The following is a 26,170-nucleotide window of genomic DNA, read 5'->3' as shown; positions in this document are numbered from 1 at the left end:
CCAAGCCCCATTCCGTGACCGGACCACGCCCCGTCCGCGCCCCGCGTGGAACCGAAATATCCTGTCGGGGTTGGCAACAGGAAGCCGCCCTGCGCATGCTGATGAACAACCTCGACCCCGAGGTGGCCGAGCACCCCGAGGACCTCGTCGTCTACGGCGGCACCGGCCGCGCGGCGCGCAACTGGGACGCCTTCGACGCCATCGTGCACACACTGCGCTCACTGGCCGATGACGAGACCATGCTCATCCAATCCGGCAAACCCGTTGGCGTCTTCCGTACCAACGTCTGGGCGCCGCGGGTGTTGCTGGCGAACTCGAACCTGGTCGGCGACTGGGCCACCTGGGAGCAGTTCCGCAAGCTGGAGGCCGAGGGATTGATGATGTACGGCCAGATGACCGCTGGTTCGTGGATCTACATCGGCACCCAGGGCATCCTGCAGGGCACGTTCGAGACGTTCGGGGCGGTGGCCCGCAAGTTCGCGGCCTCTGGCCGCTATGAGCACAGCGGTGGAACTCTGGCCGGCACCATCACACTGACGGCCGGGGTGGGCGGGATGGGTGGCGCCCAGCCGCTGGCGGTCACCATGAACGAGGGCGTGGCGATCTGCGTCGACTGCGACGAGAGCCGGATCGACCGGCGCATCGCCCACCGCTACCTGGACACCAAGGCCGCCGATATCGACGAAGCCCTCGCGATGGCGATCGAAGCCCGGGATGCCAAGCGGCCGTTGTCGATCGGCCTGGTGGGTAACGCGGCGGCGGTGTTCCCCGAACTCCTGGAACGCGACGCCCCGATCGATATCGTCACCGATCAGACCTCCGCCCACGACCCACTGTCCTACCTGCCGCTGGGCATCGACTTCGAGGACATGAAGAAGATGGCCGACAAGGATCCCGCCTACTTCACCGAGCAGGCGGAGCTGTCCATGGCCAAGCACGTCGCGGCCATGGTCGGCTTCATGGACAAGGGTGCCGAGGTGTTCGACTACGGCAACTCGATCCGCGACGAGGCGCGTAAGGCCGGCTACGACCGCGCCTTCGCCTTCCCGGGTTTCGTGCCGGCGTACATCCGCCCGCAGTTCGAGGAGGGCCTGGGACCGTTCCGTTGGGCCGCTTTGTCCGGGGACCCCGCCGATATCGCCGCGACGGACCGGGCGATCCTGGAGCTGTTCCCGGACAACGCCCACCTGCGGCGCTGGATCACCATGGCCGGTGAGAAGGTGGCGTTCGAGGGCCTGCCCGCCCGGATCTGCTGGCTCGGATACGGCGAGCGGCACCGGGCCGGGCTGCGGTTCAACGAGATGGTGGCCTCCGGTGAGCTGTCCGCGCCACTGGTCATCGGCCGTGACCACCTGGACTCAGGATCGGTGGCCTCGCCGTACCGCGAGACCGAATCCATGCTCGACGGTTCCGACGCCATCGCCGACTGGCCGCTGCTGAATGCGTTGGTCAACACCGCCTCCGGGGCCTCTTGGGTGTCCATCCATCACGGTGGTGGTGTCGGCATCGGGCGCTCGATCCACGCCGGCCAGGTGTGTGTGGCCGACGGAACCGAGCTGGCCGCGCAGAAACTCGAGCGGGTGCTCACCAACGATCCGGGGATGGGCGTCATCAGGCACGTCGATGCCGGCTATCAGCACGCCGCCGACGTGGCACGCGAACGGGGCGTGCGCATTCCGATGTGGGAGGACGCGTGACATCGTCCGGCACCTCGTTCGACACGCTTTGGGCCGCCATCCTCGACGTCGGTCGCAACCCGGCCAACGGCGGCTATCGCCGGTTCGCTTGGACGGAAGCCGATTTGACCCTGCGGGAGTGGTTCACCGGCGAGGCCGCGCGGCGCGGCATGGATGTCGAGGTCGACCGCAACGGCAACCTGTGGGCCTGGTGGCTGCCGCCGGGCTGGTCCGGTGATCCGCGCGACGCGTTCGTGACCGGCTCGCACCTGGACTCGGTGCCCGACGGCGGCGCGTTCGACGGGCCGCTCGGCATCGTGTCAGCCTTCGCCGCAATCGATATCGTGCGCGAGCGCGGTGTGGTGCCGGCCATCCCGGTCGGGGTGGCGGCGTTCTCGGACGAGGAAGGCGCCCGGTTCGGGGTGGCGTGCGTCGGATCACAACTGTCCACCGGCGCGCTGAGCGCCGACCGGGCGCGCGGTCTGCGCGACATCGACGGAGTCACGTTGGCGGAGGCCCTGACCCGGGTGGGGCGCGATCCCGCGCACCTGGGCCCGGATCCCCGACTGGTCGAGCGGGTGGGCGTGTTCGTCGAACTGCATGTCGAGCAGGGCAGGGCGCTGGATCTGGTCGACGCCCCGATAGCGGTGGCCTCGTCGATCTGGCCGCACGGCCGGTGGGAGTTCACCTTCGACGGTGAGGCCAACCATGCCGGCGCCACCCGGCTGGTCGATCGCCGTGACCCGATGCTGGCGTTTGCCTCCTCGGTGCACACCGCGCGGGCCCAGGCCGCCGCGCATCATGCGGTGGCCACCTTCGGCAAGGTGATCGTGGCCCCCAACGGGGCCAACGCGATCCCGTCGCAGATACGCGCGTGGCTGGACGCCAGGGCCGCGGACGAGACCACCCTCGGCGCGCTGGTCGAGGCCATCTCGGCGGAAGCGCAGCGGCACGCCGTGCGGGAATCGGTCACCCTGGACGTGATCGCCGAATCGATCACGCCTATCGTCGAATTCCCGGACGGCCCGCGCACCCGGCTGACCAAGGCGCTGCACCACCTGGGCGATATCCCGGTCCTGCCGACGGCGGCCGGCCACGACGCCGGCATCCTGTCCGCCCAGGTGCCCACCGCCATGCTGTTCGTCCGAAACCCGACCGGAGTGTCGCACTCACCCGCCGAGTACGCCGAGCCGGCGGACTGCAACCGCGGCGCGATCGCACTGGCCGACGTGATGGCCGACTGGGTCACGCGGTGACGGTCACCTGGTGGTGTGAGCACGCCTGGCTGGACGATACGGTGCAGCCGGACGTGCTCATCACGGTGGCCGACGGGCGGATCACCGCGATCGCGGCGGGCGCGCCGCCACCGGACGGATCGAAACGGTTGGCCGGCTTGGTGATTCCCGGCATGGCCAACGCCCATTCTCATGCCTTCCACCGCGCGCTGCGGGCGCGCACCCAACGCGACCGCGGATCGTTCTGGACCTGGCGTGACCTCATGTACCGGGTGGCCGATCGCCTGGATCCCGATCGGTACCGGGCCCTGGCCCGCGCCGCGTATGCCGAAATGGCGCTGGCCGGCATCACCGCGGTAGGGGAGTTCCACTACCTGCATCACGACACCGGCGGCCGGCGCTACGACGATCCGAACGCGATGGGACACGCGCTGATCGAGGCCGCCGCCGACGCGGGGGTGCGGTTGACCCTGCTCGACACCTGCTATCTGAGCTCTGCACCGGACGGCACCGCGTTGCAGGACGGGCCCCAGCAGCGGTTCGGCGACGGCAGCGGGGCGGGTTGGACCGACCGGGTGCAAACGCTGCACGACCAAACCCGTTCCCGGCCCGGCGTTCTCGTCGGCGCGGCGCTGCACTCGGTGCGCGGCGTCCCGGTCGACCAGATGCCCGACGTGGTCGAGTGGGCAGCGACGCACCGCGCTCCGCTGCACGTGCACTCCTCGGAGCAGCGCGCCGAGATCGAGCAATGCCTGGCCGTGCATGGGCGCACTCCCACCGCGGTGCTGCGCGATGCCGGTGTGCTGGGCCCGCGGACCACCGCCGTTCATGCCACTCACCTGACCGCCCAAGACCTCACCGACATGAGCGCCTCGGCCACCGGTGTCTGCTTCTGCCCCACCACCGAGCGGGATCTCGGCGACGGGATCGGCCCGGCGCCGGCGCTGCTCGACATGCCCGGGCCGTTCAGCCTGGGATCCGACAGTCACGCCGTCATCGACATGTTCGAGGAGGCCCGCGCCGTCGAGCTGAACGAACGGTTGGTCCGGCAGGAGCGCGGCATCATCGGCGCACCGACCTTGCTGCGCGCCGCCACCGCCGACGGCCAGCACGCGATCGGCTGGACGGACGCGGGCGTGCTGCAGGTCGGGGCTCGCGCCGATCTGGTTGCGGTGGACCTGAACTCGGTGCGTGCGGCCGGTGGCGGCGCCACCGCGGAGACGATCGTGTTCGCCGCGTCGGCCGCCGACGTCACCGATGTGGTGGTCGACGGCCGGGTGGTGGTCGCCGACCGCAGACACGTCCGCGTCGACGTGGCCGCCGAGCTGAAGACGGCCATCACAGCACTGTTGGGTGACTCATGACCATCCTGTACGACGGCATCACCGAACTGGTCACCAATGACCCGGCCAAGGGGGACGGTGGTGCCCTCGGCGTGATCGCCGACGGGGCCGTCCTCGTCGACGGCGAGATGATCGAATGGGTCGGCCCGCGCGGCGATGCGCCGGCCGCGGATCGTCACGTCGACTGCGGCGGCGTCAGCGTGGTGCCCGGGTTCGTGGACAGCCACGCGCATCTGGTCTTCGCCGGTGAACGGTCCGCGGAGTTCGCGGCCCGGATGAGTGGGCGGCCCTACGCCGCAGGAGGTATCGCGACGACGGTGGCGGCGACCCGGACGGCCGACGACGCCACGCTGTCGGCGGGCGTGCGCCGGCTCGCCGGCGAACTGGCCGCCGCGGGGGTGACGACGTTCGAATGTAAGAGCGGGTACGGCCTCAACGTCGAGGACGAGGCGCGTTCGCTGCGCGTCGCCCGTGAATACACCGGCGAGACGACGTTTCTCGGGGCGCATGTGGTGCCCGTCGAATACCGCGACGATCGCGCCGGCTATGTCGACCTGGTCACCGGTCCGATGCTGGATGCCTGCGCGCCGCTGGCCCGCTGGATCGACGTGTTCTGTGACCGCGGCGCTTTCGACGTCGACGAATCCCGCGCCATTCTCACCGCGGGCATCGAGGCTGGGCTACAACCGCGGATGCACGCCGGTCAACTCGGTCCTAGCGCGGGGATCGCGCTGGCGGTGGAACTCGGCGCCGCCTCGGTCGATCACTGCACCTATGCCACCGACGCGGACATCGAGGCGCTGGCCGCCGGCAGCACCGTCGCGACGCTGTTGCCGGGTGCGGAGTTCTCCACCCGCGCACCGTGGCCGGATGCCCGCAGGATGATCGACGCAGGCGTGACCGTCGCCATCGCCACCGACTGCAACCCCGGGAGCTCCTTCACCACCAGCATGCCGTTCTGCATCGCGGTGGCGGTGCGCGACATGAATTTCACCCCAGCCGAGGCGCTGTGGGCGGCGACCGCCGGCGGCGCGGCCGCACTGCGCCGCGACGACGTCGGCATGCTGGCGCCCGGTAAGCGGGCCGACTTCGTGTGCCTGGACGCGCCGTCCTATATCCACCTCGCGTACCGGCCGGGGGTGCCGTTGATCCGGGATGTGGTGCGGGCCGGTCAGAAGATCTGAGCCTCCAGCCGGCGCAGGTGTTCACGCGGCGGCCCCAGCAGCTGCGCGCTGCCGTGGGCCCGCTTGAAGTACAGCTGGATGTCGTGCTCCCAGGTGATCGCGATACCGCCGTGCAGCTGGATCGCCTCGGCGGTGACCGTCGACAACGTCTCGCTGGCCATGAACCGGGCCAGCGCCGCGGCGGCCGGTGACGGTTCGGCGATCGCATCGTTGACGACGGCGCGCGTTGCCGACACCCGCACATACAGATCGGCCATTCGGTGTTTGAGCGCCTGGAAGCTGCCGATCGGCCGGCCGAACTGCACCCGATCCTTGGTGTAGGCCACCGTCAGATCCAGCGCCCGGCTCGCGGCACCGACCTGCTCGGCGGCCACCAGCAGGGCGGCGGTATCGGCCAGGCCAGGGTCGGCACCGAGCGGGCTGGTCTCTCCGGGGGTGACGGCCGACAGCCGCCGGGTCAGGTCCATGGTGGTCTTGGCCTGAGCGGTGAAAGTGTTCCAGCGGGTCAGGTTCTCGCCGTCGGCGGCGATCACCACGTCGGCGATGTCCCCGTTGACCACGAACTCGGGATCGAACACCACGGCACCGATCGAGGCGCCTTCGGCGAGTCCCTCGAGCGGCTCGTGCGCACCGGCGGCCAGCAGGGCCAGCTCGGCCAGCGTGGTACCCAGCAGCGGGGTGGGCACCAACGCCTTGGCCAGTTCCTCCAGAACCACTGCCGCGTCGGCCAATTCACCGCCGGCGCCACCCAGGTCCTCCGGTACCACCAGCGCGGCTGCCCCGACCTGCTCGCACAGCAGCTGCCAGAGCTGTTCGTCGTAGCCGCGTTCGGATTCCATCGCCGCGCGCACGGCTTCCGGTGCCGCGTGCTTGTCGACCAGCGCGGCGACGGTGTCGCGCAGCAGCTCGCGTTCTTCGCTCATGGTTTAGAGGGCCTCCAGCAGTCGACGGCGGTGCAGGGTCGGATCACCCCAGGCCGAGCGCAGTGCCTGCACCCGCAACAGCAGCAGCGACAAATCGTGCTCCTGGGTGAAGCCGATGGCGCCGTGCGTCTGCAACGACGAGCGGGCGGCCAGCAGCGCGGCATCGGCGGCGGCCACCTTGGCGGCGCTGACATCGCGCGCGGTGTCCGGCGATGCGTCGGCCAGGGCCAGCGCCGCGCCGTACACCAGTGGGCGGGCCAACTCGACGGCGATGTGCACATCGGCAAGCTTGTGCTTGATGGCCTGATAGGAACCGATGATCCGGCCGAACTGGCTGCGCTGCTTGGCATATTCGACGGACTGGTCCAGCATGGCCTGCCCGGCGCCGATCAGCTGGGCTGCGGTGGCCAACACGCCGAACTCGTAGGCGCGGGCGGTGTCGGCCGGGTGCGCGGCGCCGGATGCGGTGACGTCGGACAGGGTGCGGGTCGGATCAACCGACTCGTGGCCGGCACCGGCGGTTGCCTCGCTGACCTGACCGTCGGCGGCCAGCAGGGTCAGCCCCGCCACGTCGGCGTTCACCGCGCGCGGCACTGCGGGTGGCATCGCGACGGTGGCGATCAGGTCACCCGAGGCCAGGGTCGCGGCACGGTCATGCTCGGCGAGCAGAATCGGGGCGACCGCGATGGATTCCGTCACCGGTCCGGGCACCGCCCAGTAGCCCAGCCGCTCCATCGCGACCACCAGGTCCACCGGATGCGCGTCGATGCCGTCGAACTTCTCGGGCACCAGCAGTGCGGTGACACCCAGGTCGGCCAACTGGGCCCACACCTTGCGGCCGTGGGTGGTGTCCCCGGACGCCCAGGCGCGTACCGCGGCGGGCACATCGGCCGCTCCCAGCGCGGCGTCGATGCTGGAGGCGAAATCGCGCTGCTGTTCGTCGAGTTCGAAGTTCATTTGCTCTTCCCCCCGGAGACCTCACGCGGCAACCCGAGCAGGCGCTCGGCGATGATGTTGCGCTGAATCTCGTTGGTGCCGGCGTAGATCGGACCGCCCAGGGCGAACAGCAGACCTTCGGTCCAGGAGTCGACGATCTCGGCGTCGGCGCCCTGCATGTCGAGCGCGGTCTGGTGCAGTGCGACGTCGAGGTCCGACCAGAACACCTTGGTCACCGACGATTCCGCGCCCAGCTCACCACCGCCGGCCAGCCGGGTGACCGTGCCGAAGGTGTGCAGCCGGTAGGCCTGGGCCTTGATCCAGGCGTCGGCCACCCGATCGGTGAACACCGGGTCGCGGTCGGATTTCCACAGCGCGACAAGCCGTTCGGCCGGGGCCAGGAATCGGGCCGGGCTGCGCAGCGACATGCCGCGCTCGTTGCTCGACGTACTCATCGCCGCCCGCCAGCCGTCGTGCACGCCGCCGATGACATCACGGTCGGGCACGAACACGTCGTCCAGGAAGATCTCCCCGAACCCGGTGTCCCCGCCGAGCTGTGCGATCGGCCGCACGGTGACACCGTCGGCCTTCAGGACGAACATGAAATATGTCAGGCCCTTGTGCCGCTGGGCTTCCGGGTCGGACCGGAACAGGCCGAAGCCGCGCTCGCCGAACGGTGCCCGGGAACTCCAGATCTTCTGACCGTTGAGCAGCCAGCCGCCGTCGGTCCGGGTGGCCGTCGACCGCAGAGAGGCCAGATCGCTACCGGATTCCGGTTCCGACCAGGCCTGCGCCCAGATCTCCTCGCCGCTGGCCATCTTCGGTAGCACCCGGTCGAGCTGCTCGTCGGTGCCGTGCGCGAACAGCGTCGGCGCCAGCATGGAGGTGCCGTTGGCGCTGGCCCGCCCCGGTGCGCCGGCGCGGAAGTACTCCTCTTCGAACACCACCCACTGCAACAGCGTGGCGTCCCGGCCACCGTACTTTTTCGGCCACGCGATCACCGACAGCCCGGCGTCGAAAAGGACTTTGTCCCAACGCCGGTGCTGCTCGAACCCCTCGAGGGTGTCATAGGACTTGGTGGGGAACGCGTCCCGGTTGGCGGCGAGAAACTCCCGGACCTCGGCCCGGAACGACTCGGTCTCCTCGTCGAAATGCAGATCCAACTCAGTTCCCTCCGCCCATCTCACGCAGCATCGGTTTGACCACTTTGCCTCCTGGGTTTCGCGGCAGAACGTCGAGGAAGGCCACCGACCGGGGCACCTTGAAATTCGCCAGATGCTCACGGGCGTAGGCGATCACCGCGGCCTCGTCGAGTTGTGTTCCGGGCTTGGTCACCACGAAGGCCTTGCCCACTTCACCGAGCCGGTCGTCGGGCACCCCGATCACCGCCGAGTCGGTGACACCGTCGAGGCGCGCCAGCACCTGCTCGATCTCGGCGGGGTAGACATTGAACCCACCGCAGATGTACATGTCTTTGAGGCGGTCGGTGATGGTCAGGTTGCCTGCCGCGTCGAGGGTGCCGATATCGCCGGTGTGCAACCAGCCGTCGGTGTCGATCGCGGCGGCGGTGGCCTCCGGGTCGTCGAGATAGCCGAGCATCACGTTCGGCCCGCGCAGCAGTACCTCACCCGATTCGCCAAGGCGCAGTTCGAAGTCGGCGATGGGCCGGCCGCAGGTGGTGGCGACGGTGACGGCGTCGTCGTCGGGCCGGCACATGGTGCCGAAGCCGCTGGCCTCGGTCAGGCCGTAGGCCGTGAGCACGATGTCGATGTCCAGCTCGGACTGCATCCGCTCGATGAGCACCACGGGCACCACCGCCGCGCCGGTCACCGCGAACCGCAGCGAGCTCAGGTCGTAACTGCTGCGGCTGGGATGGTCGAGCAGCATCTGGTAGATGGTCGGGGGGCCGGGCAGCACGGTGATCTTGTGCTCGGCAACCGCTTTCATGGCCTGCTCGGGATCGAAGGTCAGCTGCGGGATCAGCGTGGCCCCCGTCTGCAGGCAGGCCAGGATGCCGGCCTTGTAGCCGAAGTTGTGGAAGAACGGGTTGATGCACAGGTAGCGGTCGGCGCTGGTGACCTGACCGCAGGCCGCCCAGGCGGCCGAGGCGTCCAGCGACTGCCGGTGCGCGCAGCGCACACCCTTGCTGCGCCCGGTGGTACCCGAGGTGAACAGGATGTCGGAGACGTCGTCGGGGCCCACGGCGGCGGCGCGGGCGTCGACCGCGGCCAGCGCCTCTTCTGTGTCGCCGTGCGCCACGAACCCATCCCAGGTGCCGTCGTCGGCGTCGATGGGGATCCGGACGATATGGCGCAGCGCCGGCAGCGCGGCCCGGTCGAGTTGCGCGGTGCGGTCGGCGCCGAGGAACTGCCCGGCGGCGAACAGCAGCGGGGCCTGCGTGCGGGCCAGGATGTCGGCCGCTTCGCTGGCGGTGTAGCGGGTGTTCAGCGGGACGACGACGGCGCCGGCGTAGTGCGTGGCCAGCGCGGCGACCACCCAGTGCCAGGTGTTGGGGGACCAGATCGCGACCCGGTCACCGGGCTGCACACCGTGTTCGATCATGGCGCCAGCCGCCACCCGGACCTCGTCGCGCAGCTGCCGGTAGGTGAGGCTGCGCTGGTCGGTCACCACCGCGTCATGGTCGGGAAGCCGCCCGGCCACCCGATCCAGCACCGCTGGAACGGTCCGCGGTTCGCTCGTCATTGACGCTCCTCTAACAAAGCAAGTGCTTGGTAGGTTAGCCTACAAGGGTGATAGAGGTCGAGGACTTCCGGGCCGAGGTCCGGCAATGGCTCGCCGAGAATCTCGTCGGCGAATACGCAGCGCTCAAGGGCCTCGGCGGTCCCGGGCGGGAGCACGAGGCCTTCGCGGAACGCCGCGCGTGGAACCAACATCTGGCGGCCGCCGGCCTCACCTGCTTGGGCTGGCCCGAGGAGCACGGCGGGCGCGGCCTGACCGTCGCGCACCGGGTGGCGTTCTACGAGGAGTACGCCAAGGCCGACGCCCCCGACAAGGTCAATCACCTTGGTGAGGAGCTGCTCGGACCGACCCTGATCGCGTTCGGCACCCCCGAGCAGCAGCAGCGTTTCCTGCCGGGCATCCGCAACGTCACCGAACTGTGGAGCCAGGGCTATTCCGAGCCCAATGCCGGCAGCGACCTGGCCAACGTGTCGACCACCGCGACCCTGGACGGTGACGAATGGGTCATCAACGGGCAGAAGGTGTGGACCTCGCTGGCGCACTGGGCGCAGTGGTGCTTCGTGGTGGCCCGCACCGAGAAGGGGTCCAAGCGGCACGCCGGCCTGTCCTATCTGCTGGTGCCGCTGGATCAGCCCGGGGTGCAGATCCGCCCGATCATCCAGCTGACCGGTGACTCGGAGTTCAACGAGGTGTTCTTCGACGACGCCCGCACCGAGGCGTCGCTGGTGGTGGGGCAGCCCGGCGACGGCTGGCGGGTGGCCATGGGCACACTGACCTTCGAGCGCGGCGTCTCCACCCTCGGCCAACAGATCCGTTATGCCCGTGAGCATGCCAATCTGGTCGAGCTGGCCAAGCGCACCGGCGCGGTCGACGATCCGCTCATCCGGGAGCGGCTCACCCGATCCTGGACCGGGCTCAAGGCCATGCGGTCCTACGCGCTGGCCACCATGGATGTCGAACAACCAGGCCAGGATTCCGTGTCAAAGCTGTTGTGGGCCAACTGGCATCGCGAGCTCGGTGAGATCGCCATGGACGTCCGGGGGATGGCCGGGCTGACGCTGCCCGACGGCGAGTTCGACGAATGGCAGCGGCTGTACCTGTTCTCCCGTTCGGACACCATCTACGGCGGATCCAACGAGATCCAGCGCAACATCATCGCCGAGCGGGTGCTCGGCCTTCCCCGAGAGGCAAAGGGATGACCGACCTTTCAGTTGCACCGCAGGAGATCGAGGGACATGGCCTGCTGACGGGCAAGGTGGTGCTGGTGACCGCCGCCGCGGGGACCGGCATCGGGTCGACGACGGCGCGGCGCGCCCTGCTCGAGGGCGCCGATGTGGTGGTCTCCGACTACCACGAGCGCCGGCTGAACGAGACCAGGGACGAACTGGCCGCACTCGGCCTGGGCAAGGTCGACGCGGTGGTCTGTGACGTGACCTCCACCGAAGCCGTCGATGCGCTGATCACCCAGGCGGTGGCCGCGGCCGGCCGGATCGATGTGCTGGTCAACAATGCCGGCCTCGGTGGTCAGACACCCGTCATCGACATGACCGACGACGAGTGGGATCGTGTCCTCAATGTCACGCTGACCTCGGTCATGCGCGCCACTCGGGCCGCGCTGCGCTACTTCCGCGACGCCGGGCACGGCGGCGTCATCGTCAACAACGCCAGCGTGCTGGGCTGGCGCGCACAGCACTCCCAGTCGCACTACGCCGCCGCCAAGGCCGGAGTGATGGCGCTGACCCGTTGCAGCGCAATAGAAGCCGTCGAATACGGGGTGCGGATCAACGCCGTGTCACCCAGCATCGCCCGGCACAAATTCCTGGAGAAGACGTCGTCGGCGGAACTGCTGGACCGCCTCGCCGGTGACGAGGCTTTCGGCCGAGCCGCCGAACCGTGGGAGATCGCGACCACCATCGCCTTCCTGGCCAGCGACTACTCCAGCTACCTGACCGGAGAGATCATCTCGGTGTCCAGCCAGCGCGCCTGACCATTCCGCCAATTTCCGGCCCGGTGTCGGTTAGCGTGCGAATTCATGCAGCAACTCTCGGCGTGGATGGGTGCGGGCCTGGTCACCGCAGGTGTGTCTGCGGCGATGCTGGCCGGTGCGGGTGTGGCCGCGGCCGACACATCCACCGGATCCGACACCGGAACCTCCTCGGCGAGTACCAGTGAGTCGAAGACCGACGAGTCCAAACCGGCTGACACCAAGACTCCGGCTGACACCAAGACACCCAAAACGGAAACCGACGGCCAGGATTCACCCAAACCGCCGACCACGCATCGCAAGAAGAAAAAGGCCGACGCCCAGACGAGGGCCTCCTCGGCCACCACGGCCGAGCCCGCCACCCCCTCGGTGCGTGCCACCTCGGTACCCAAAGAGCCGTCTACCCCGGCTATTTCGGCCTACGCGGCCCCGCTCGCGGCGGCGAGCGGCAACGCCGTGCCGCGGGTGCCGGCGGTGGTCGGGCTTGTCCAGTCCGTCGTCACCGGGGTCGCCCGCCAGGTGCGGGTGATCGTCAACGGGGTCAGCGCGGTCACGGTGGCGGTGGTGCGCGCCGCGCAGACCGTGGTCACCGGCCCGCCGCCGAAGTCGTCGGCCGAAGCATTCCGGCGTTTCGTCTACGCGCCGGTTCACACGGTGGCCGAGGCATGGATCGATACCGAGCTCGGCCGTCAGGTCAACGGTGTCATCAACAGGGCCGCCGGATCGTACGTGATCGGTGACGGAGCCGACGGCACCGCAGCGCATCCCGACGGCGGGGCGGCCGGTTGGTTGCTCGGCGACGGCGGCAAAGGCTGGAACAGCACCGAAGCCGGGGTGGCCGGCGGGGCCGGTGGCAAGGCCGGACTGCTCGGCAACGGCGGTGAGGGTGGCAACGGCGGAACCGCGGCGGCCGGCGGCCGGGGTGGCGCCGGTGGTCTGCTGATGGGTATCGGCGGCGACGGCGGAGACGGTGGGGCAGGCCAGGTCGGCGGTGCCGGTGGATTCGGCGGCGACGCAACCGGTTTGGTGTTCGGCATCGGCGGTGCCGGCGGGGACGGTGGTGCCGGACCCGATGGCGGCAGGGGCGGCAACGGTGGGGACGGCGCGCGGCTGCTCGGCAACGGTGGCGACGGCGGGGATGCCGGTAAGAGCGGCGTGGGCGGAACTGCCACCACGCTGCCGGCCCTCGGTGGTGCCGGCGGCAATGGCGGCCTGCTCGGAACACACGGGGACGTCGGGCATTTCGGGACCGGCACGGTGATCCCGGGGAGTTCGGGCACGGGCCTGTCCACCACCGGAACCTGGATCACCAACAGCGACGGGCAGGTCGTCATCCTGCACGGCGTGAACGAGGTCTACAAGATCGCGCCCTATGATCCGGCCGCCAGCGGCTTCAGCGAGGATGACGCGGAGTTCTTGGCGGCCAACGGGTTCAACGTGGTGCGCCTGGGTGTCATCTGGGCGGCGGTGGAACCCGAACCCGGCGTCTACGACACCGCTTACCTGGCGTCGCTCGAACAGACCGTGCAGATGCTGGCCGATCACGGCATCTACACGCTGCTCGACATGCACCAGGACCTCTACGGTGGCACCTTCGCCGGTGAGGGCGCGCCCGAGTGGGCGACGCAGACCGGTGGGCTGCCCAACCAGAACTTCGGTTTCCCGGGCAGCTATTACCTGAACCCCGCCATGAACTACGCCTGGACCCGGTTCTGGAACAACGCCGAGTCGCCGACCGGGCTCGGGTTACAGGACGCCTACGCCCAGATGTGGGAGAACGTCGCGAGCCACTTCAGCGGCAATCCGGCCGTCATCGGGTACGACGTGATGAACGAGCCGTTCCCCGGCTTTTCCTGGTTGCCGACGCTGCTGGGTAGCCCGCACTTCGGATACCAACAGTTGACCCCGTTCTACAACCAGGTGATAGCGGCCATCCGGGCCGTCGACCCGACCACGGCGGTGTATATCGAGCCGGCCAACCCGGCGGTCTCCGAGATCCTGGACATCCTCGGTTTCCCCACCATGCTGGGCACCGTCGACGACCCGAATGTCGTGTTGGCATTCCACGACTACTGCGGCGGGCCCAGCCTGAGCGCGCTGTGCGGATACATCGCCAAAGCCCTGGCCCGCGGCGCGCACGATTACGCCGAGCACCGCGACATCCCGGCGTTCATGAACGAGTTCGGGGCCACCAGTGCCAGCGGTGATCTGACGGCGCAGCTGCGCGCCGCCGACCGCTACCTGATGAGCTGGGCGGTGTGGGCCTACACGGGTAAGGGCGATATCACCACCAGCGGAACGCACGACGATGAGGCGCTGGTCTATGACCCGGCGTTGCCGCCGACCGGTGACAATGTCAACACGGGCAATCTGAAGCTGCTGTCGGCGCCGTATCCGCAGGCCGTGTCGGGCACCCCGACGTCGTGGAGTTACCGCGACGGCACCTTCCGGTTCAGCTACTCGACCGCCAAGGCCGACGGTTCGGGGAGCTTCCCGGCCGGGGCGCAGACCACCATCTCGGTGCCCGCCGTCCAGTTCCCCGACGGGTATCAGGTGAGCGTCACCGGCGGGCAGGTGGTCTCGGCGCCCGGGGCGGCGCAACTGGTCATCGCCGCCGACGGGGCGGGCGCGGTGAGCGTGGTCGTGACGGGTGCGGGGGTGACGCCGGCATCGGCATGAGCCAAGCCATCAACCACATATTCGACCTAGCAAGCGCTTGGTTGCTATGCTGCGGAGATGGGGACGGAACCGCCCGGTCAGCCGGCGAGCAGGCGTGACGAGCTTCTCCAGCTCGCCGCGACGATGTTCGCCGAACGGGGCCTCAAGGCGACCACGGTTCGCGATATCGCCGATTCCGCCGGCATCCTGTCCGGCAGTTTGTACCACCATTTCAAGTCCAAGGAGCAGATGGTCGAGGAGGTCCTCCGGGACTTCCTGGATTGGCTGTTCGCCAAGTATGAACAGATCGCGGCCTCCGAGGACAGTCCCCTGGAACGACTCAAGGGACTGTTCCTGGCGTCGTTCGAGGCGATCGAGCACCGGCACGCGCAGGTCGTGATCTACCAGGACGAGGCCAAGCGGCTGTCCGCGCTGCCGCAGTTCGACTTCGTCGACAAGCGCAACCGGGAACAGCGCAAGATGTGGCTGGACCTGCTGAATCAGGGCGTCGCCGACGGCTCGTTCCGGCCGGACCTCGATGTCGACCTGGTCTACCGGTTCATCCGCGACACCACCTGGGTGTCGGTCCGCTGGTATCAGCCGGGCGGACCGCTCACGGCCGAGGAAGTCGGCCGGCAATACCTGGCCATCGTTCTCGGCGGCATAACGAAAGAGGAGATCAATCATGGGTGAGGCGTACGTCATCGATGCCGTTCGCACCGCGGTGGGCAAGCGCGGGGGATCGCTGTCCGGAGTACATCCGGTCGACCTGGGGGCAGCCGCCTGGCGCGGACTGTTCGACCGCAACGATCTGGATCCCAGTGCCGTCGACGACGTGATCGCCGGCTGCGTGGATGCCATCGGAGGCCAGGCCGGCAACATCGCCCGGCTGTCGTGGCTTGCCGCGGGCTACCCCGAGGAAGTTCCAGGGGTGACGGTGGATCGCCAGTGCGGATCCTCGCAGCAGGCCATTTCCTTTGGCGCCCAGGCCATCATGTCCGGCACCGCCGACGTGATCGTGGCCGGTGGCATGCAGAATATGAGCCAGATCCCGATCAGCTCGGCGATGATCGTCGGTGAGCAGTTCGGCTTCACGTCACCGACCAACGAATCCAAGAGCTGGCTGCACCGCTACGGCGACCAGGAGATCTCGCAGTTCCGCGGCTCCGAAATGATCGCCGAGAAGTGGAATCTGTCCCGCGAAGACATGGAGCAGTACGCGCTCACCAGCCATCAGCGCGCACAGGAGGCCATCCGGGCCGGCTACTTCGAGAACGAGATCATTCCGGTTGACGGATTCGTCACCGACGAAGGCCCGCGTGACACCTCGTTGGAGAAGATGGCCGGGCTCAAGACCCTGGTCGAGGGTGGCCGGCTCACCGCGGCGATGGCCAGCCAGATCTCCGACGGTGCCAGCGCGGTACTGCTCGCCTCGGAGGACGCCGTGAAGACGCACGGGCTCAAGCCGCGCGCCCGCATCCACCACATCAGTGCCCGCGGCGCGGACCCGGTGTACATGCTCACCGGTCCGATCCCGGCCACCCACTACGCGCTACAGAAGACCGGGCTGTCCATCGAGGACATCGACACCGTCGAGATCAACGAGGCGTTCGCCCCCGTGGTTCAGGCGTGGCTGAAGGAGACCGGCGCGGATCCGGCCAAGGTGAACCCGAGCGGCGGCGCCATCGCGCTGGGCCATCCGCTCGGCGCCACCGGTGCCAAACTGTTCGCCACCATGCTGAACACGTTGGAGCGCACCGGCGGTCGTTACGGTCTGCAGACCATGTGCGAGGGCGGCGGCACCGCCAACGTGACCATCATCGAACGGCTCTGAGCGCCCGGCCGGCGGTCAGCCGTCGACGATGACGAAGGACTTGCGGATCGTCTCCCGGACGACCCAGGTGCCACGCCATCCGCGCGGCAGGACCAGCAGTGAACCGGGACCGATGTCGGCGGCGGTCCCGTCTTCGCCGGTCACCGTGCCGTACCCCGAGATGATCTGGCACACCTCGGTATTGGCGCTACGGTCGGCGGTGAACTCGCCGGGTCCGCATTCCCAGACCCCGGTGGACAGGGTTCCCGCCGCCCACACGTCGAGGGTGGCTTCCAGCTGATTGCTGCGGCTGGTCGGCTTGGGTTCCGGTGCGGGCAGTTCGGTCTCCGTGACGTGCACGTGGCGCAGGCCCACCGGGCTGTGCGGGTCGCTCGGTTCGGCAGGCACCATGCGGTCCTTCGCCCTCAACGTCCGGTGATCATGTTTGCGATACGGGCAATCCGGCTGGTGGCCGGGAGATTACGCTCGCTTTCCCGCCGATCGGCCATCCGGTACAGCACGTACATGCTCTGCACGCCCAGCCACCGCAACGGTTCCGGTTCCCAACGGCGGACGCGGCGGCCCACCCACGGCAGCCGGGTCAGCTCGGTGTCATGGCGCAGCACCAGGTCGGCGAGGGTGCGGCCGGCGAGGTTGGTCGTGGTCAATCCGCTACCGACATAGCCGCCGGCCGTCCCCAGACCGGTCACCGGATCCAGGTCGACCGTTGCCGTCCAGTCCCGAGGCACACCGAGCACCCCGCACCACGCGTGCACGATGGGAACCGACCGCGTCGCGGGGAACATGTCGTGCATCAACTCGGTCAGCGCGTGGACCGTCCAGTCCTGGGTGGCGCCGTCGATATCGGTGCGCGAGCCGTACCGGTAGGGAATCCCCCGCCCACCCAGGGCGATCCGGTTGTCGGCGGTGCGCTGGGCGTACATGTACCCGTGCGCGCAGTCCCCGAGCAGTTCCGCACCGCGCCAACCGATCTCGTCGGATGCCTGCGCAGGCAGCGGCGCGGTGATCACCATCGAGGAGTTCATCGGAAGCCAGTCGCGTCGCTGCCCTTCCAGGCTCGCGGTGAAGCCCTCCAGACAGCGCAGCACCACCGGCGCCCGGACCACCCCGTGGTCGGTGACGGCGCGGCCCTGCTCGATCCGGGTGACCGTGGTGTTCTCGAAGATCGTGACACCGGCGTCCTCGACGACTCGGGCCAGGCCCAGCACCAGTTTGGCGGGTTGCACCCGCGCGCAGTGCGGACTGTACAAGCCGCCCAGTGCGCCGGCGACCTTGATGCGCTCGTCCAGTTCGTCACGCGACAATGCGACGAAATCCTCCGGCTCTGCACCCCATTGCTGTTCGTAGCGCAGGGTCTCGTACATCCGGCCCAGCTGCGCACGCGACCGGGCGACCTCCAGCAGGCCGTCCTTGACGATATCGGCGTCGATCCCTTCGGCCTCGGTGACGGCGATGACGTCGTCGACGGCAGTCCGCATGGCCCGCATCAGGTCGGCCACACCCTCACGGCCGTGCGTCGCCGCATAGGCGTCACGGTTGCCTGCCAACTCGGCCGACAACCACCCGCCGTTGCGGCCGGAGGCGCCGTATCCCGCGAACTCCTTCTCCAGGATGGTGATACGCAGGTCGGGCTGTTGCCGCTTGAGGTAGTACGCGGTCCACAGACCGGTCAGGCCCGCGCCGACGATACACACGTCGGCCTCCTGGTCGCCCGGTAGCGCGGGCCGCCGCTCGGGGAGACCGATCGATCGGTACCAGTACGACACACCACCATTGATGAACTGCGTCGGGGTGTCGGAAGGCATCTGGGAAGGCACCTCGGATGGCACTGATGTACTCCTGTTCGTCTTCGTCACGTAAGCCGGTGCGGCAGAGCGCCCTCGCCGAGGGGCACTCCTCATATCGTCGGCGGGCTGACGATCCAGAGAAGTTCGGCGCGTTCGGCGCTGTGGTTGTGGACGGTGTGCGGCACCGATGTCCGGTATTCGGCACTGTCACCGGCCTCGAGCTGATGCATCGCCCCGTCCAGCTCGAGCACGATGCTGCCGGAGATGACGAGCATGATCTCCTGCGAGTCGTCGTGCACGTAGGCGTCTCCCGCGCTGCCACCCGGGGCGAACTCGGCGACATAGACCTCAAGATTGCGCAAAGGCTTCTGGGACAGCAGGTATTTGGCGCTGGTATCCGAGACGTGGATCTCCGGCCGGTCCCGCCTGCGCAGGATGCGGGCGCCGTGCGCATGGTGGTCGGTGAACAGGTCGGGCAGCGTGACACCGAGTTCCTCGCACAGCCGGCGCAGGGTCCCGACGCTGGCGTTGACCTGACCGCGCTCCAGCTGGCTGAGGAAGCCCGCCGACGTCGCGGCCCGGCCGGCGAGTTCGCGCAGAGTCAACTTGCGGGCCAACCGGAATTCGCGGATCCGCGCACCCAGATCGGATTCCGCCGTCGCGGGGGTCGCGGCGACACCCGCGTCCCCAGATTGCATCAAGGTGAGACGTCCGTTCGTGGTTGCAAACAATGCATTCTGTATCACTAAACAAAGTGTTCGTCGAACGTATGGCATCGATGGCGGTGACGCAACCCCGACGACGGAATCGGCATGACCACGACCGCATCTATCGCTCAGATGATTCGCATCGACGATGGTCGTTGGACCTGCTCACGCCGCCCTGGTGTCATGGAGGGCATGAAACGAACCCTGATCCGTGCGGCCGGGATCGTCGTGCTGGCCGCCGTCACCGGCGCGGCGTGCGTGCTGGAGGCAGTCGCCGCCTGGCCGATGCGCTGACATCGGTCCGCCGTTCGGCCGGAGCCTCGGCGCTAGGGTTGAGCATGGGCAATTCGGGGGAGAATTCCGCAGCCGATGCGGTTCAGAACGAGAGCCTGCTGACCGTCGCCGTCGCGCTCGGCGCGAATGTGCTTATCGCCGTTGCCAAGACCGTTGTCGCCGGGCTCACCGGGTCGGCGTCGATGTTGGCCGAGTCCGCGCACTCGTGGGCCGATACCGGCAATGAGGTGTTCCTGCTGATCGGTACCCGCCGGTCGATGAAACCGGCCGATGCCGACCACCGGCTGGGGTATGGCCGCGCCGGTTATATCTGGTCGATGTTCGCGGCCTTCGGCCTGTTCACGGTCGGGGCCGCGGTGTCGGTCTGGCACGGCGTGCAATCACTCGGCGGTGAATCGGAGGCGACCTCATATGGCTGGGCGTATGCGGTCCTCGGGGTCTCCTTCGTGCTGGAGGGCACATCGTTTCTGCAAGCGTTGCAACAGACCAGATCCGGTGCCGCGCAACGCCGGATCCATCCGTTGCGGTACGTCCGGGTGATGTCCAACCCGATGTTGCGCTCGGTGTTCGCCGAGGACCTCTCGGCGTTGATCGGGATCGTCATCGCCGCGGCCGGCATCCTGGCCCATCAGCTCACCGGGGCCGCGGTCTGGGATGCCGTCGGCTCCATCCTGGTGGGCGTCCTGTTGGGCGGGGTGGCGCTCTTTCTCATCGGCCGCAACATGGACTTCCTGACCGGTGAAGCCGTCACGCCGCTGGCCCGCAACACGGCGCTGCAAGGCCTGCTGGACCACCACGATGTCGAGCGGGTCAGCTACCTGCACATGGAATGGGTTGGTGCCGATCGGATCTACCTGGTCGCCGCCGTCGACCTGGTCGGGGATGCGGCGGAATCCAACGTGGCCGCCCGGTTGAACGCCATCGCCGACGAGCTGCAGTCGCGGCCGACCATCGTGCGGGCGGTGCTGACGCTCACCCGGCCCGGTGACACCACCGATCTGCGCCCGGGTGAGCTTCCGGACTGGTATCGCTGACCGATCACGAATTCTCTCCGACGGTAGGCATCGGCGCTCGACGTCGAGCAGACTGGGGTCATGACCGACCGAGGGACCGAGGACAGCGACACCGACCGGCACCGCCCGGAGTTCCACCCCTATCACCACCCGGCCGCCGGCTGGGGAGCCGCCGTCAGCGTCACCAAGTTCCTGGCACGTGAGCGTGAACCCTTCGACGGACCCCGCGCCATCATGAAGATGAACCACGAGGACGGTGGGTTCGACTGTCCCGGCTGTGCGTGGCCGGACGACCTCAAGGGCCTCAAGCTCGACATTTGCGAGAACGGCATCAAACACGTCACGTGGGAGATGACGCACAAGCGTTGTGGGCGGGAGTTCTTTGCCGCGCATACGGTCTCGGAGCTGGCGAACTGGAGTGACTTCGCGCTGGAAGACCAGGGCCGGCTGACCGAACCGATGGTCTACAACCCGGATACCGACCACTATGAGCCGATCGGCTGGGCGGATGCGTTCGCCTTGGTCGGCGCCGCCCTGGCCGGCCTCGACGATCCGAACCAGGCTGCCTATTACACATCGGGCCGACTCGGCAACGAAGCGACCTTCCTCTACCAGCTGATGGCCCGCGAGCTGGGGACCAACAATCTTCCCGACTGTTCGAACATGTGTCACGAGGCCAGTGGCCGCGCGATGCAGGCCGCGCTGGGCACCGGTAAGGGCACCGTGGACCTGGCCGACTGGGAGACGGCCGACGCCCTGTTCGTTCTCGGGGTCAACGCCGCGTCCAACGCGCCGCGGATGTTGACCGCGCTGTCCGAGGCCTATCGCCGCGGCGCGCAGATCGTGCACATCAACCCGCTCGTCGAGGGCGGCGCCACCAGGACCATCATCCCGCACGACTTCCTGCGGATGGCGACGTTCAAATCGACCAAGACCAGCACCTTGAACCTGCAACCCAGGATCGGCGGCGATCTGGCCCTGATCCGTGGCATCGCCAAAGTCGTTCTGGAACAGTCGAAAACCGACCCCAAGGCGCTCGACGCGGAGTTCATCGAACGCTTCACCGCCGGATTCGAGCAGTACCGTGACGTGGTCGAAGCCACCCCGTGGGACGAGATCGAAGCGAAATCGGGCGTGTCCGAGCGCGATATCCGCGCTGCGGCCAAGATCTACCGGGACGCCGACCGCAGCATCATCAGCTGGTGTCTGGGCGTCACCCAGCACGAACACGGCGTCGACACCGTCCGCGAGATCGTCAACCTGCTGCTGCTGCGCGGGAATCTGGGCCGGGAAGGCGCCGGCCCGTCGCCGGTACGCGGCCACAGCAATGTGCAGGGCAACCGCACCTGCGGTATCGATCACCGACCCACCGAGGAATTCCTGGACAGGCTGGCCGAGGTCTGCAAGATCGACCCGCCCCGCGCGCACGGACTGGACACCGTCAGGACCATCGAAGCCATGCACAGCGGCGCACTGAAGGTGTTCGTGGGTATGGGAGGCAATTTCGCCGCCGCCGCACCCGACACCGAATACACCTATGCCGGGCTCCGGAAATGCGAGCTCACCGTGCAGGTCAGTACCAAACTGAACCGTAGTCACGTCGTCCACGGCCGCCGTGCGCTGATCCTGCCCTGCCTCGGCCGGACCGAGAAGGACCACCAACGCTCGGGCGTGCAGTCGTCGTCGGTGGAGGATTCGATGAGCATGGTGCATCTGTCCCGGGGGATGAAGAAGCCCGCATCCCCCGAGCTGATGTCGGAGCCGGCCATCATCGCCGGTATGGCGGCGGCGGCCCTTCCCGGCAGCGCCACCCCGTGGCAGTGGTACGTCGAGGATTACGACCGGATCCGCGACACGATGGCCAAGGTGCTCGACGGATTCGAGGACTTCAACAGGCGGGTCCGCCTGCCGCTGGGGTTCCGGATCAAGCAGCCGGCCCGCGAACTCGTCTTCCTGACTCCCTCGGGCAAGGCCGAATTCTGGGCGCCCCCGCTGCCCGACGACGGTGTCGCCGAAGACAGCCTGATCCTTGCGACACTACGGTCGCATGACCAGTGGAACACCACGGTGTACTCCGACAATGACCGCTACCGCGGTGTGAAGAATCTGCGCACCCTGGTGTTCATGAACGCCGAGGACATGGCCGACCGCGGAATCCGGGAATTCGACGAGGTCGATATCGTCGCCACCGCACGTGACGGCAGTACCCGATCGCTGCGCCGGTACAAGGCCATCCCGTACAGCATCCCCCGGGGGAACGCCGCCGGCTATATGCCGGAGATGAACGTGCTGTGCGCCATCGGCGACTACAGCACGCAAAGCGATCAGCCGATCATGAAGAACATCAAGGTCCGGGTGGAGCGCTCGGGCTGACCCCGGCGACGAGCGCCGCCGGAGTCAGGCCTGGATGTACTTGGCGGCCGACTCCAGATGTTCGATCGCCTCGGCGACGATCGCCGGGACCAGTTCGGCGCAGGTCGGCAGGTCGTCGAGGATGCCGGCCACCTGGCCCGAGGCCAGCACGCCGGCCTCGGTGTTGCCCTCGACCAGCCCGGCCTTGAGCAGCATCGGGGTGTTGGCCGCCATCACCACCTGCGACCAGGTGAGGTCTTTGCCGTGCCGCATCGCCAGACCGTCGGTGATCATCGACTTCCAGGTCATGCCGGACATCTTCTTGAACTTCTGGGCGTTGGCCACCGCGGCGGCCAAACCCCGTACCGGCGAACCGCTTTCCAGCTTCTCGACCAGGCCGGTGCGCAGCACGCGGTGCGGCATCCCGTCCACCCGGGTGGACACCACGGTGCCGTCCAGCGCCGCATCCAGGTAGCGGCGCTTGACCGCGTCGGGCACCGTCGAATCCGCCGTCAGCAGGAAGCGGGTGCCCATCGCGACGCCGGCCGCGCCGTACGTCAAGGCGGCGGCGAGTCCGCGACCGTCGAAGAACCCGCCGGCGGCCACCACCGGCATCCCGGTGTCGGCGACCGCGTCGAGTACCGACGGCAGCAGCAGGGTGGTGGCGATCGGACCGGTGTGGCCGCCGCCCTCACCGCCCTGCACGATCACCGCGTCGGCACCCCAGCTCGCCACCTTCTTGGCGTGCTTGGCCAGCCCCACCGACGGAATGACCACCACGCCGGCGTCTTTGAGCTTGGCGATCAGGTCGGGCTTGGGGGCCAGGGCGAAGGAGGCGACTTTGACTCCTTCGCGGATCAGGAGGTCGACGCGGTCGTTCGCGTCGCCGGCGTCGGCACGGATGTTGATGCCGAACGGTTTGTCGGTCGCGGCCTTGACCTTGGTGACGGCGGTCCGGAGTTCCGCGAGCGTCATGGTCGCCGACGCCAGGATGCCCAGGCCGCCGGCATTCGAGGTCGCGGACACCAGCCGGGCGCCCGCGACCCAACCCATCCCGGTTTGGACGACGGGGTGCTCGATGCCGACCAGTTCGGTCAACGGGGTCTTCAAGCTGGTCACAGCTTGACCTCTGTGTCCCGCAACGACTTCGGATCGATCACCTCACGCAGCAGGCGCTGCTCCTCGGTATCGGGCAGTCGGGTGGTCTCGGCGTCGCCCAGGCCGTGCACCTCGAACGAGGTGTTCTCGGCGACCTGTTCGGCCTCGACGCCGGGATGCAGCGACACGGCCCGCATCTGGTGCTCCGGACCGTTGAAGTCGAACACCCCGAGGTTGGTCACCACCCGGTAGATGTTGGCGAACCGATAGGCGGGGTTCTTCGGATCGACCTTGTCCCAGCCGATTCCGGACACGATATCGACCTTGTCGGTGAACACGCGCTTGGAATGGTTGCCCACCCAATAACTGGTGGCGTGGTTGATCGAGTTACCGGGCGCGCCGCGCACCCCGAACATCTGGCGAGTCGGGTGCTGGATCGGCCCGAACGCCGACAGGTTCTGGTTGCCGTACCGGTCGATCTGGTTGGCGCCCATCACCACGTGGCGCTTGCCCCAGGCCAGGGTCTCGAAGACTCGGTTGAACGGCATCCAGCCCTCGATCGCGGCGGCCGCACCGATGGCCGGGGTGTCGGCGATGATGCGCGCCTCACCGTCGGTCAGCACGATGTCGGGGGAGAAGGTCAGCCGGGCCAGCCGGGCACCCACGGACACGATGGTGGTCATCGGCGACACCATGATCTCGCCGGCATCGCGGAACAATTCGGCGCACGCGACGGCGCACACCTCGGCACGGGTGGGGGTCATCGGTTGGCCTCCTCGGCGAATTTACGCACGGCGGCTTGGTAGTCGTCCTCACTGCCGGACAGGTACGTCGTGACGAACTGGGCCCAGGTTTCGGCGGAGCCCGCGGCCTCGGCGTAGTGCCGCTGGAACTTCTCAGCCCGCCGGTAGTCCGGCTCGTTGGTGGTGAAGTGCGCACCGCCCGGTGCCTCGACGACGGCGTCGACCATCATCCGGTTGATCAGCAATGCCTGCGGCGGAACGGCTTTCACCAGTTCGTCGGTGGAGACGACGCGTTCCACCGACAGCAACCGCCGCTGCGCGGACATCAGGAACAGGTCGTCGAAGTAGGGGTCGATGCCGGTGTAGGCGGCATTGCCCCGCTCGTCGCCGAGGTTCATGTGCACGAACGCCGCGTCCAGGTTCAGCGCCGGCATGGCGATGAGTTCCTGGTCGTCGTAGGGAGATTTGACGGTCTTGAGTTCGTCACCCCAGAAGGTGCGGACATCGCTGCCCAGGCCGGCTCGGATCGGCAGGAACGGCAGCCGCTGGGCGGCGGCCTGCAGACCGCAGCGCAGCATGCCCTCGTCCATCTCGCGGGCCTCGATGGCGCCGCTGGTACGGGCCTTGGCGAACCACGGATCGTAGAACGGCGGCGAGTCCAGTGACACGAAGCCGTAGTACACCCGCTTGACCTTGCCCGCCGAGCACAGCAGGCCCAGATCGGGGCCGCCGTAGGTGACGACCGTCAGGTCCGTCACGTCGGTGCGCAGCAGTGCGCGGACGAAGGCCATCGGCTTGCGCCGGGAACCCCAGCCGCCGATGCCGATGGTCATGCCGCTCTCGATGGAGGCGACCGCCTCGTCGAGCGTTGTTCTCTTGTCAGACATTATTTCCCCGCTCGCTTCGCTCGTACCCGCCGAATCATGGCTATTTGGCCCCCTTGTCGGTACCGGCGAAGGCATCACGGTGCTCGTCGGACACGCCGGCGAGGTTGAGTTCGAAGGTGAACCCCTGTTCCATCCGGTATCTCGCGTTGACCGGCTGGACGTCGATGAAGTTCAGCGCCTCCTTGGCGGCCCGGATCACCCGGGTGTCCTTGTTGGCGATATCGCGCGCGACCCGCAGGGCCGACTCGTCGAGGTCGGCGCGCGGCACCACCTCGTGTACCGAGCCGAAGTGGTGCAGGGTTTCGGCGTCGACGGTGGCGGCGGTGTAGAACAACCGGCGCATCAGGTGCTGGGGCACCAGGCGGGACAGGTGAGTGGCGGCCCCGAGGGCGCCGCGCTCCACCTCGGGCAGCCCGAACTTGGCATCGTCGGAGGCGACGATCACGTCGGCGTTGCCCACCAGTCCGATACCACCGCCGACGCAGAAGCCGTTGACGGCGGCCACCACCGGCACCTCGCATTCGTACACCGCGCGGAAGGCGTGGTAGCAGCCGCGATTCGCGTCGATCAGGGCGGTGAAGCCCTCGGTGTTCTGCATCTCCTTGATGTCCACGCCGGCGTTGAAGCCCCGGCCCTCGGCTCGCAGGATCACCACGTGGGTGCTGCGGTCGCGGCCGGCGGCGGTGATGGCGTCGCCGAGTTCGAACCAGCCGCGGGAGGGGATGGCGTTGACCGGCGGGTAGTTGACGGTGACCGAGACGATGCCCGGCTCGACTGTCTCGGTGGTGATGGTCTTCGCTTTTTCTGACACGGTCA

The 26,170-nt window shown here is 68.2% G+C and carries 22 protein-coding genes; 11 read left to right on the top strand and 11 right to left on the bottom strand.

Translation table 11 applies throughout. The features are described 5' to 3' along the window. Nucleotides 1-14: 14 nt before the first annotated feature. The 4 genes from hutU to hutI are packed head-to-tail and all read left to right on the top strand — an operon-like array spanning nt 15 to nt 5,438. Nucleotides 15-1,697 carry a urocanate hydratase gene (gene hutU / locus BN977_RS11290; protein ID WP_407661192.1) on the top strand — a complete coding sequence of 561 codons (1,683 nt, stop codon included), beginning with the start codon at nt 15-17 and terminating at the stop codon, nt 1,695-1,697. Then, on the top strand, nt 1,694-2,932 hold the full coding sequence (locus BN977_RS11285; protein ID WP_036397619.1) for an allantoate amidohydrolase: 1,239 nt from the start codon (nt 1,694-1,696) through the stop codon (nt 2,930-2,932). The genes hutU and BN977_RS11285 overlap by 4 nt, the downstream gene beginning before the upstream one ends. Further along, nucleotides 2,929-4,275, top strand: coding sequence for a formimidoylglutamate deiminase (locus tag BN977_RS11280; RefSeq protein WP_036397618.1), 1,347 nt, complete (start codon nt 2,929-2,931; stop codon nt 4,273-4,275). The genes BN977_RS11285 and BN977_RS11280 overlap by 4 nt, the downstream gene beginning before the upstream one ends. Further along, entirely contained in the window at nt 4,272-5,438 is a 1,167-nt protein-coding gene (gene hutI / locus BN977_RS11275; RefSeq protein WP_036397617.1) for an imidazolonepropionase, read from the top strand. Before BN977_RS11280 ends, hutI begins: the two co-directional genes overlap by 4 nt. Here the strand turns inward: hutI and ipdE2 are convergent. From ipdE2 to fadD3, 4 genes are read right to left on the bottom strand one after another with little or no spacing between them, the layout of a single operon-like run. After that, nucleotides 5,426-6,361, bottom strand: coding sequence for an acyl-CoA dehydrogenase IpdE2 (gene ipdE2, locus BN977_RS11270; protein ID WP_036397616.1), 936 nt, complete (start codon nt 6,359-6,361; stop codon nt 5,426-5,428). The genes hutI and ipdE2 overlap by 13 nt on opposite strands. A gap of 3 nt (nt 6,362-6,364) precedes the next feature. Next, complete coding sequence (locus tag BN977_RS11265) at nt 6,365-7,318, bottom strand: acyl-CoA dehydrogenase family protein (protein ID WP_036397615.1); 954 nt, start codon at nt 7,316-7,318, stop codon at nt 6,365-6,367. Then, on the bottom strand, nt 7,315-8,460 hold the full coding sequence (locus BN977_RS11260; protein WP_036397614.1) for an acyl-CoA dehydrogenase family protein: 1,146 nt from the start codon (nt 8,458-8,460) through the stop codon (nt 7,315-7,317). Before BN977_RS11260 ends, BN977_RS11265 begins: the two co-directional genes overlap by 4 nt. A 1-nt stretch (nt 8,461) precedes the next feature. Then, complete coding sequence (gene fadD3 / locus BN977_RS11255) at nt 8,462-10,000, bottom strand: 3-((3aS,4S,7aS)-7a-methyl-1,5-dioxo-octahydro-1H-inden-4-yl)propanoate--CoA ligase FadD3 (RefSeq protein ID WP_036397613.1); 1,539 nt, start codon at nt 9,998-10,000, stop codon at nt 8,462-8,464. 47 nt (nt 10,001-10,047) lie between these two features. Here fadD3 and ipdE1 point away from each other — a divergent pair, with 47 nt between their 5' ends. The 5 genes from ipdE1 to fadA6 are packed head-to-tail and all read left to right on the top strand — an operon-like array spanning nt 10,048 to nt 16,473. Next, nucleotides 10,048-11,196: an acyl-CoA dehydrogenase IpdE1 gene (gene ipdE1, locus BN977_RS11250; protein WP_036397612.1), complete on the top strand. Its 1,149-nt coding sequence runs from the start codon at nt 10,048-10,050 to the stop codon at nt 11,194-11,196. Continuing rightward, nucleotides 11,193-11,984, top strand: a complete 792-nt coding sequence (ipdF, locus tag BN977_RS11245; RefSeq protein ID WP_036397611.1) for a (5R,7aS)-5-hydroxy-7a-methyl-1-oxo-2,3,5,6,7,7a-hexahydro-1H-indene-carboxyl-CoA reductase — start codon at nt 11,193-11,195, stop codon at nt 11,982-11,984. Before ipdE1 ends, ipdF begins: the two co-directional genes overlap by 4 nt. Before the next feature lie 45 nt (nt 11,985-12,029). After that, the gene (locus tag BN977_RS31425) at nt 12,030-14,660 is read left to right on the top strand and encodes a cellulase family glycosylhydrolase (protein ID WP_051561284.1); all 2,631 of its coding nucleotides are present in this window, start codon (nt 12,030-12,032) and stop codon (nt 14,658-14,660) included. Between the two features lie 57 nt (nt 14,661-14,717). Beyond that, nucleotides 14,718-15,332, top strand: a complete 615-nt coding sequence (gene kstR2 / locus BN977_RS11235) for a TetR family transcriptional regulator KstR2 (RefSeq protein ID WP_036397610.1) — start codon at nt 14,718-14,720, stop codon at nt 15,330-15,332. Further along, nucleotides 15,325-16,473 carry a steroid 3-ketoacyl-CoA thiolase FadA6 gene (gene fadA6 / locus BN977_RS11230; RefSeq protein ID WP_036397609.1) on the top strand — a complete coding sequence of 383 codons (1,149 nt, stop codon included), beginning with the start codon at nt 15,325-15,327 and terminating at the stop codon, nt 16,471-16,473. Before kstR2 ends, fadA6 begins: the two co-directional genes overlap by 8 nt. Before the next feature lie 15 nt (nt 16,474-16,488). On the opposite strand, the gene BN977_RS11225 is transcribed toward fadA6, so the two are convergent. From BN977_RS11225 to BN977_RS11215, 3 genes are all read right to left on the bottom strand, one after another. Further along, on the bottom strand, nt 16,489-16,860 hold the full coding sequence (locus BN977_RS11225) for a cupin domain-containing protein (RefSeq protein ID WP_234709541.1): 372 nt from the start codon (nt 16,858-16,860) through the stop codon (nt 16,489-16,491). Between the two features lie 17 nt (nt 16,861-16,877). Then, nucleotides 16,878-18,278, bottom strand: a complete 1,401-nt coding sequence (locus BN977_RS11220; protein ID WP_024451543.1) for an NAD(P)/FAD-dependent oxidoreductase — start codon at nt 18,276-18,278, stop codon at nt 16,878-16,880. A 92-nt stretch (nt 18,279-18,370) separates the two neighbouring features. Continuing rightward, entirely contained in the window at nt 18,371-18,958 is a 588-nt protein-coding gene (locus BN977_RS11215) for a type II toxin-antitoxin system RelB family anti-toxin (RefSeq protein WP_051561283.1), read from the bottom strand. Nucleotides 18,959-19,305: 347 nt separating this feature from the next. Here BN977_RS11215 and BN977_RS11210 point away from each other — a divergent pair, with 347 nt between their 5' ends. Next, a complete protein-coding gene (locus tag BN977_RS11210; RefSeq protein ID WP_036397608.1) occupies nt 19,306-20,295 on the top strand; it encodes a cation diffusion facilitator family transporter in 990 nt (329 codons plus the stop codon). A gap of 60 nt (nt 20,296-20,355) precedes the next feature. Next, on the top strand, nt 20,356-22,647 hold the full coding sequence (locus BN977_RS11205) for an FdhF/YdeP family oxidoreductase (protein WP_036397607.1): 2,292 nt from the start codon (nt 20,356-20,358) through the stop codon (nt 22,645-22,647). 24 nt (nt 22,648-22,671) lie between these two features. Here BN977_RS11205 and ipdC read toward each other — a convergent pair whose 3' ends face one another. Genes ipdC through echA20 form a run of 4 tightly spaced genes read right to left on the bottom strand, consistent with a single transcriptional unit; the run spans nt 22,672 to nt 26,165 of the window. Beyond that, nucleotides 22,672-23,745 carry a (3aS,4S,5R,7aS)-5-hydroxy-7a-methyl-1-oxo-octahydro-1H-indene-4-carboxyl-CoA dehydrogenase gene (gene ipdC, locus BN977_RS11200; protein ID WP_036397606.1) on the bottom strand — a complete coding sequence of 358 codons (1,074 nt, stop codon included), beginning with the start codon at nt 23,743-23,745 and terminating at the stop codon, nt 22,672-22,674. Next, entirely contained in the window at nt 23,742-24,488 is a 747-nt protein-coding gene (gene ipdB / locus BN977_RS11195; RefSeq protein WP_036397605.1) for a cholesterol ring-cleaving hydrolase subunit IpdB, read from the bottom strand. Before ipdB ends, ipdC begins: the two co-directional genes overlap by 4 nt. Further along, nucleotides 24,485-25,354, bottom strand: a complete 870-nt coding sequence (ipdA, locus tag BN977_RS11190; protein WP_036397604.1) for a cholesterol ring-cleaving hydrolase subunit IpdA — start codon at nt 25,352-25,354, stop codon at nt 24,485-24,487. The genes ipdB and ipdA overlap by 4 nt, the downstream gene beginning before the upstream one ends. Nucleotides 25,355-25,394: 40 nt before the next feature. Then, complete coding sequence (echA20, locus tag BN977_RS11185) at nt 25,395-26,165, bottom strand: (7aS)-7a-methyl-1,5-dioxo-2,3,5,6,7,7a-hexahydro-1H-indene-carboxyl-CoA hydrolase (RefSeq protein ID WP_036398920.1); 771 nt, start codon at nt 26,163-26,165, stop codon at nt 25,395-25,397. Nucleotides 26,166-26,170: the final 5 nt, after the last annotated feature.

Origin of the sequence: Mycolicibacterium cosmeticum, from assembly GCF_000613185.1 — a bacterium.
Lineage (GTDB): Bacteria > Actinomycetota > Actinomycetes > Mycobacteriales > Mycobacteriaceae > Mycobacterium > Mycobacterium cosmeticum.
The sequence above is the reverse complement of the archived record's forward strand: the minus strand, read 5'-3'. Positions and strand labels throughout refer to the sequence as shown.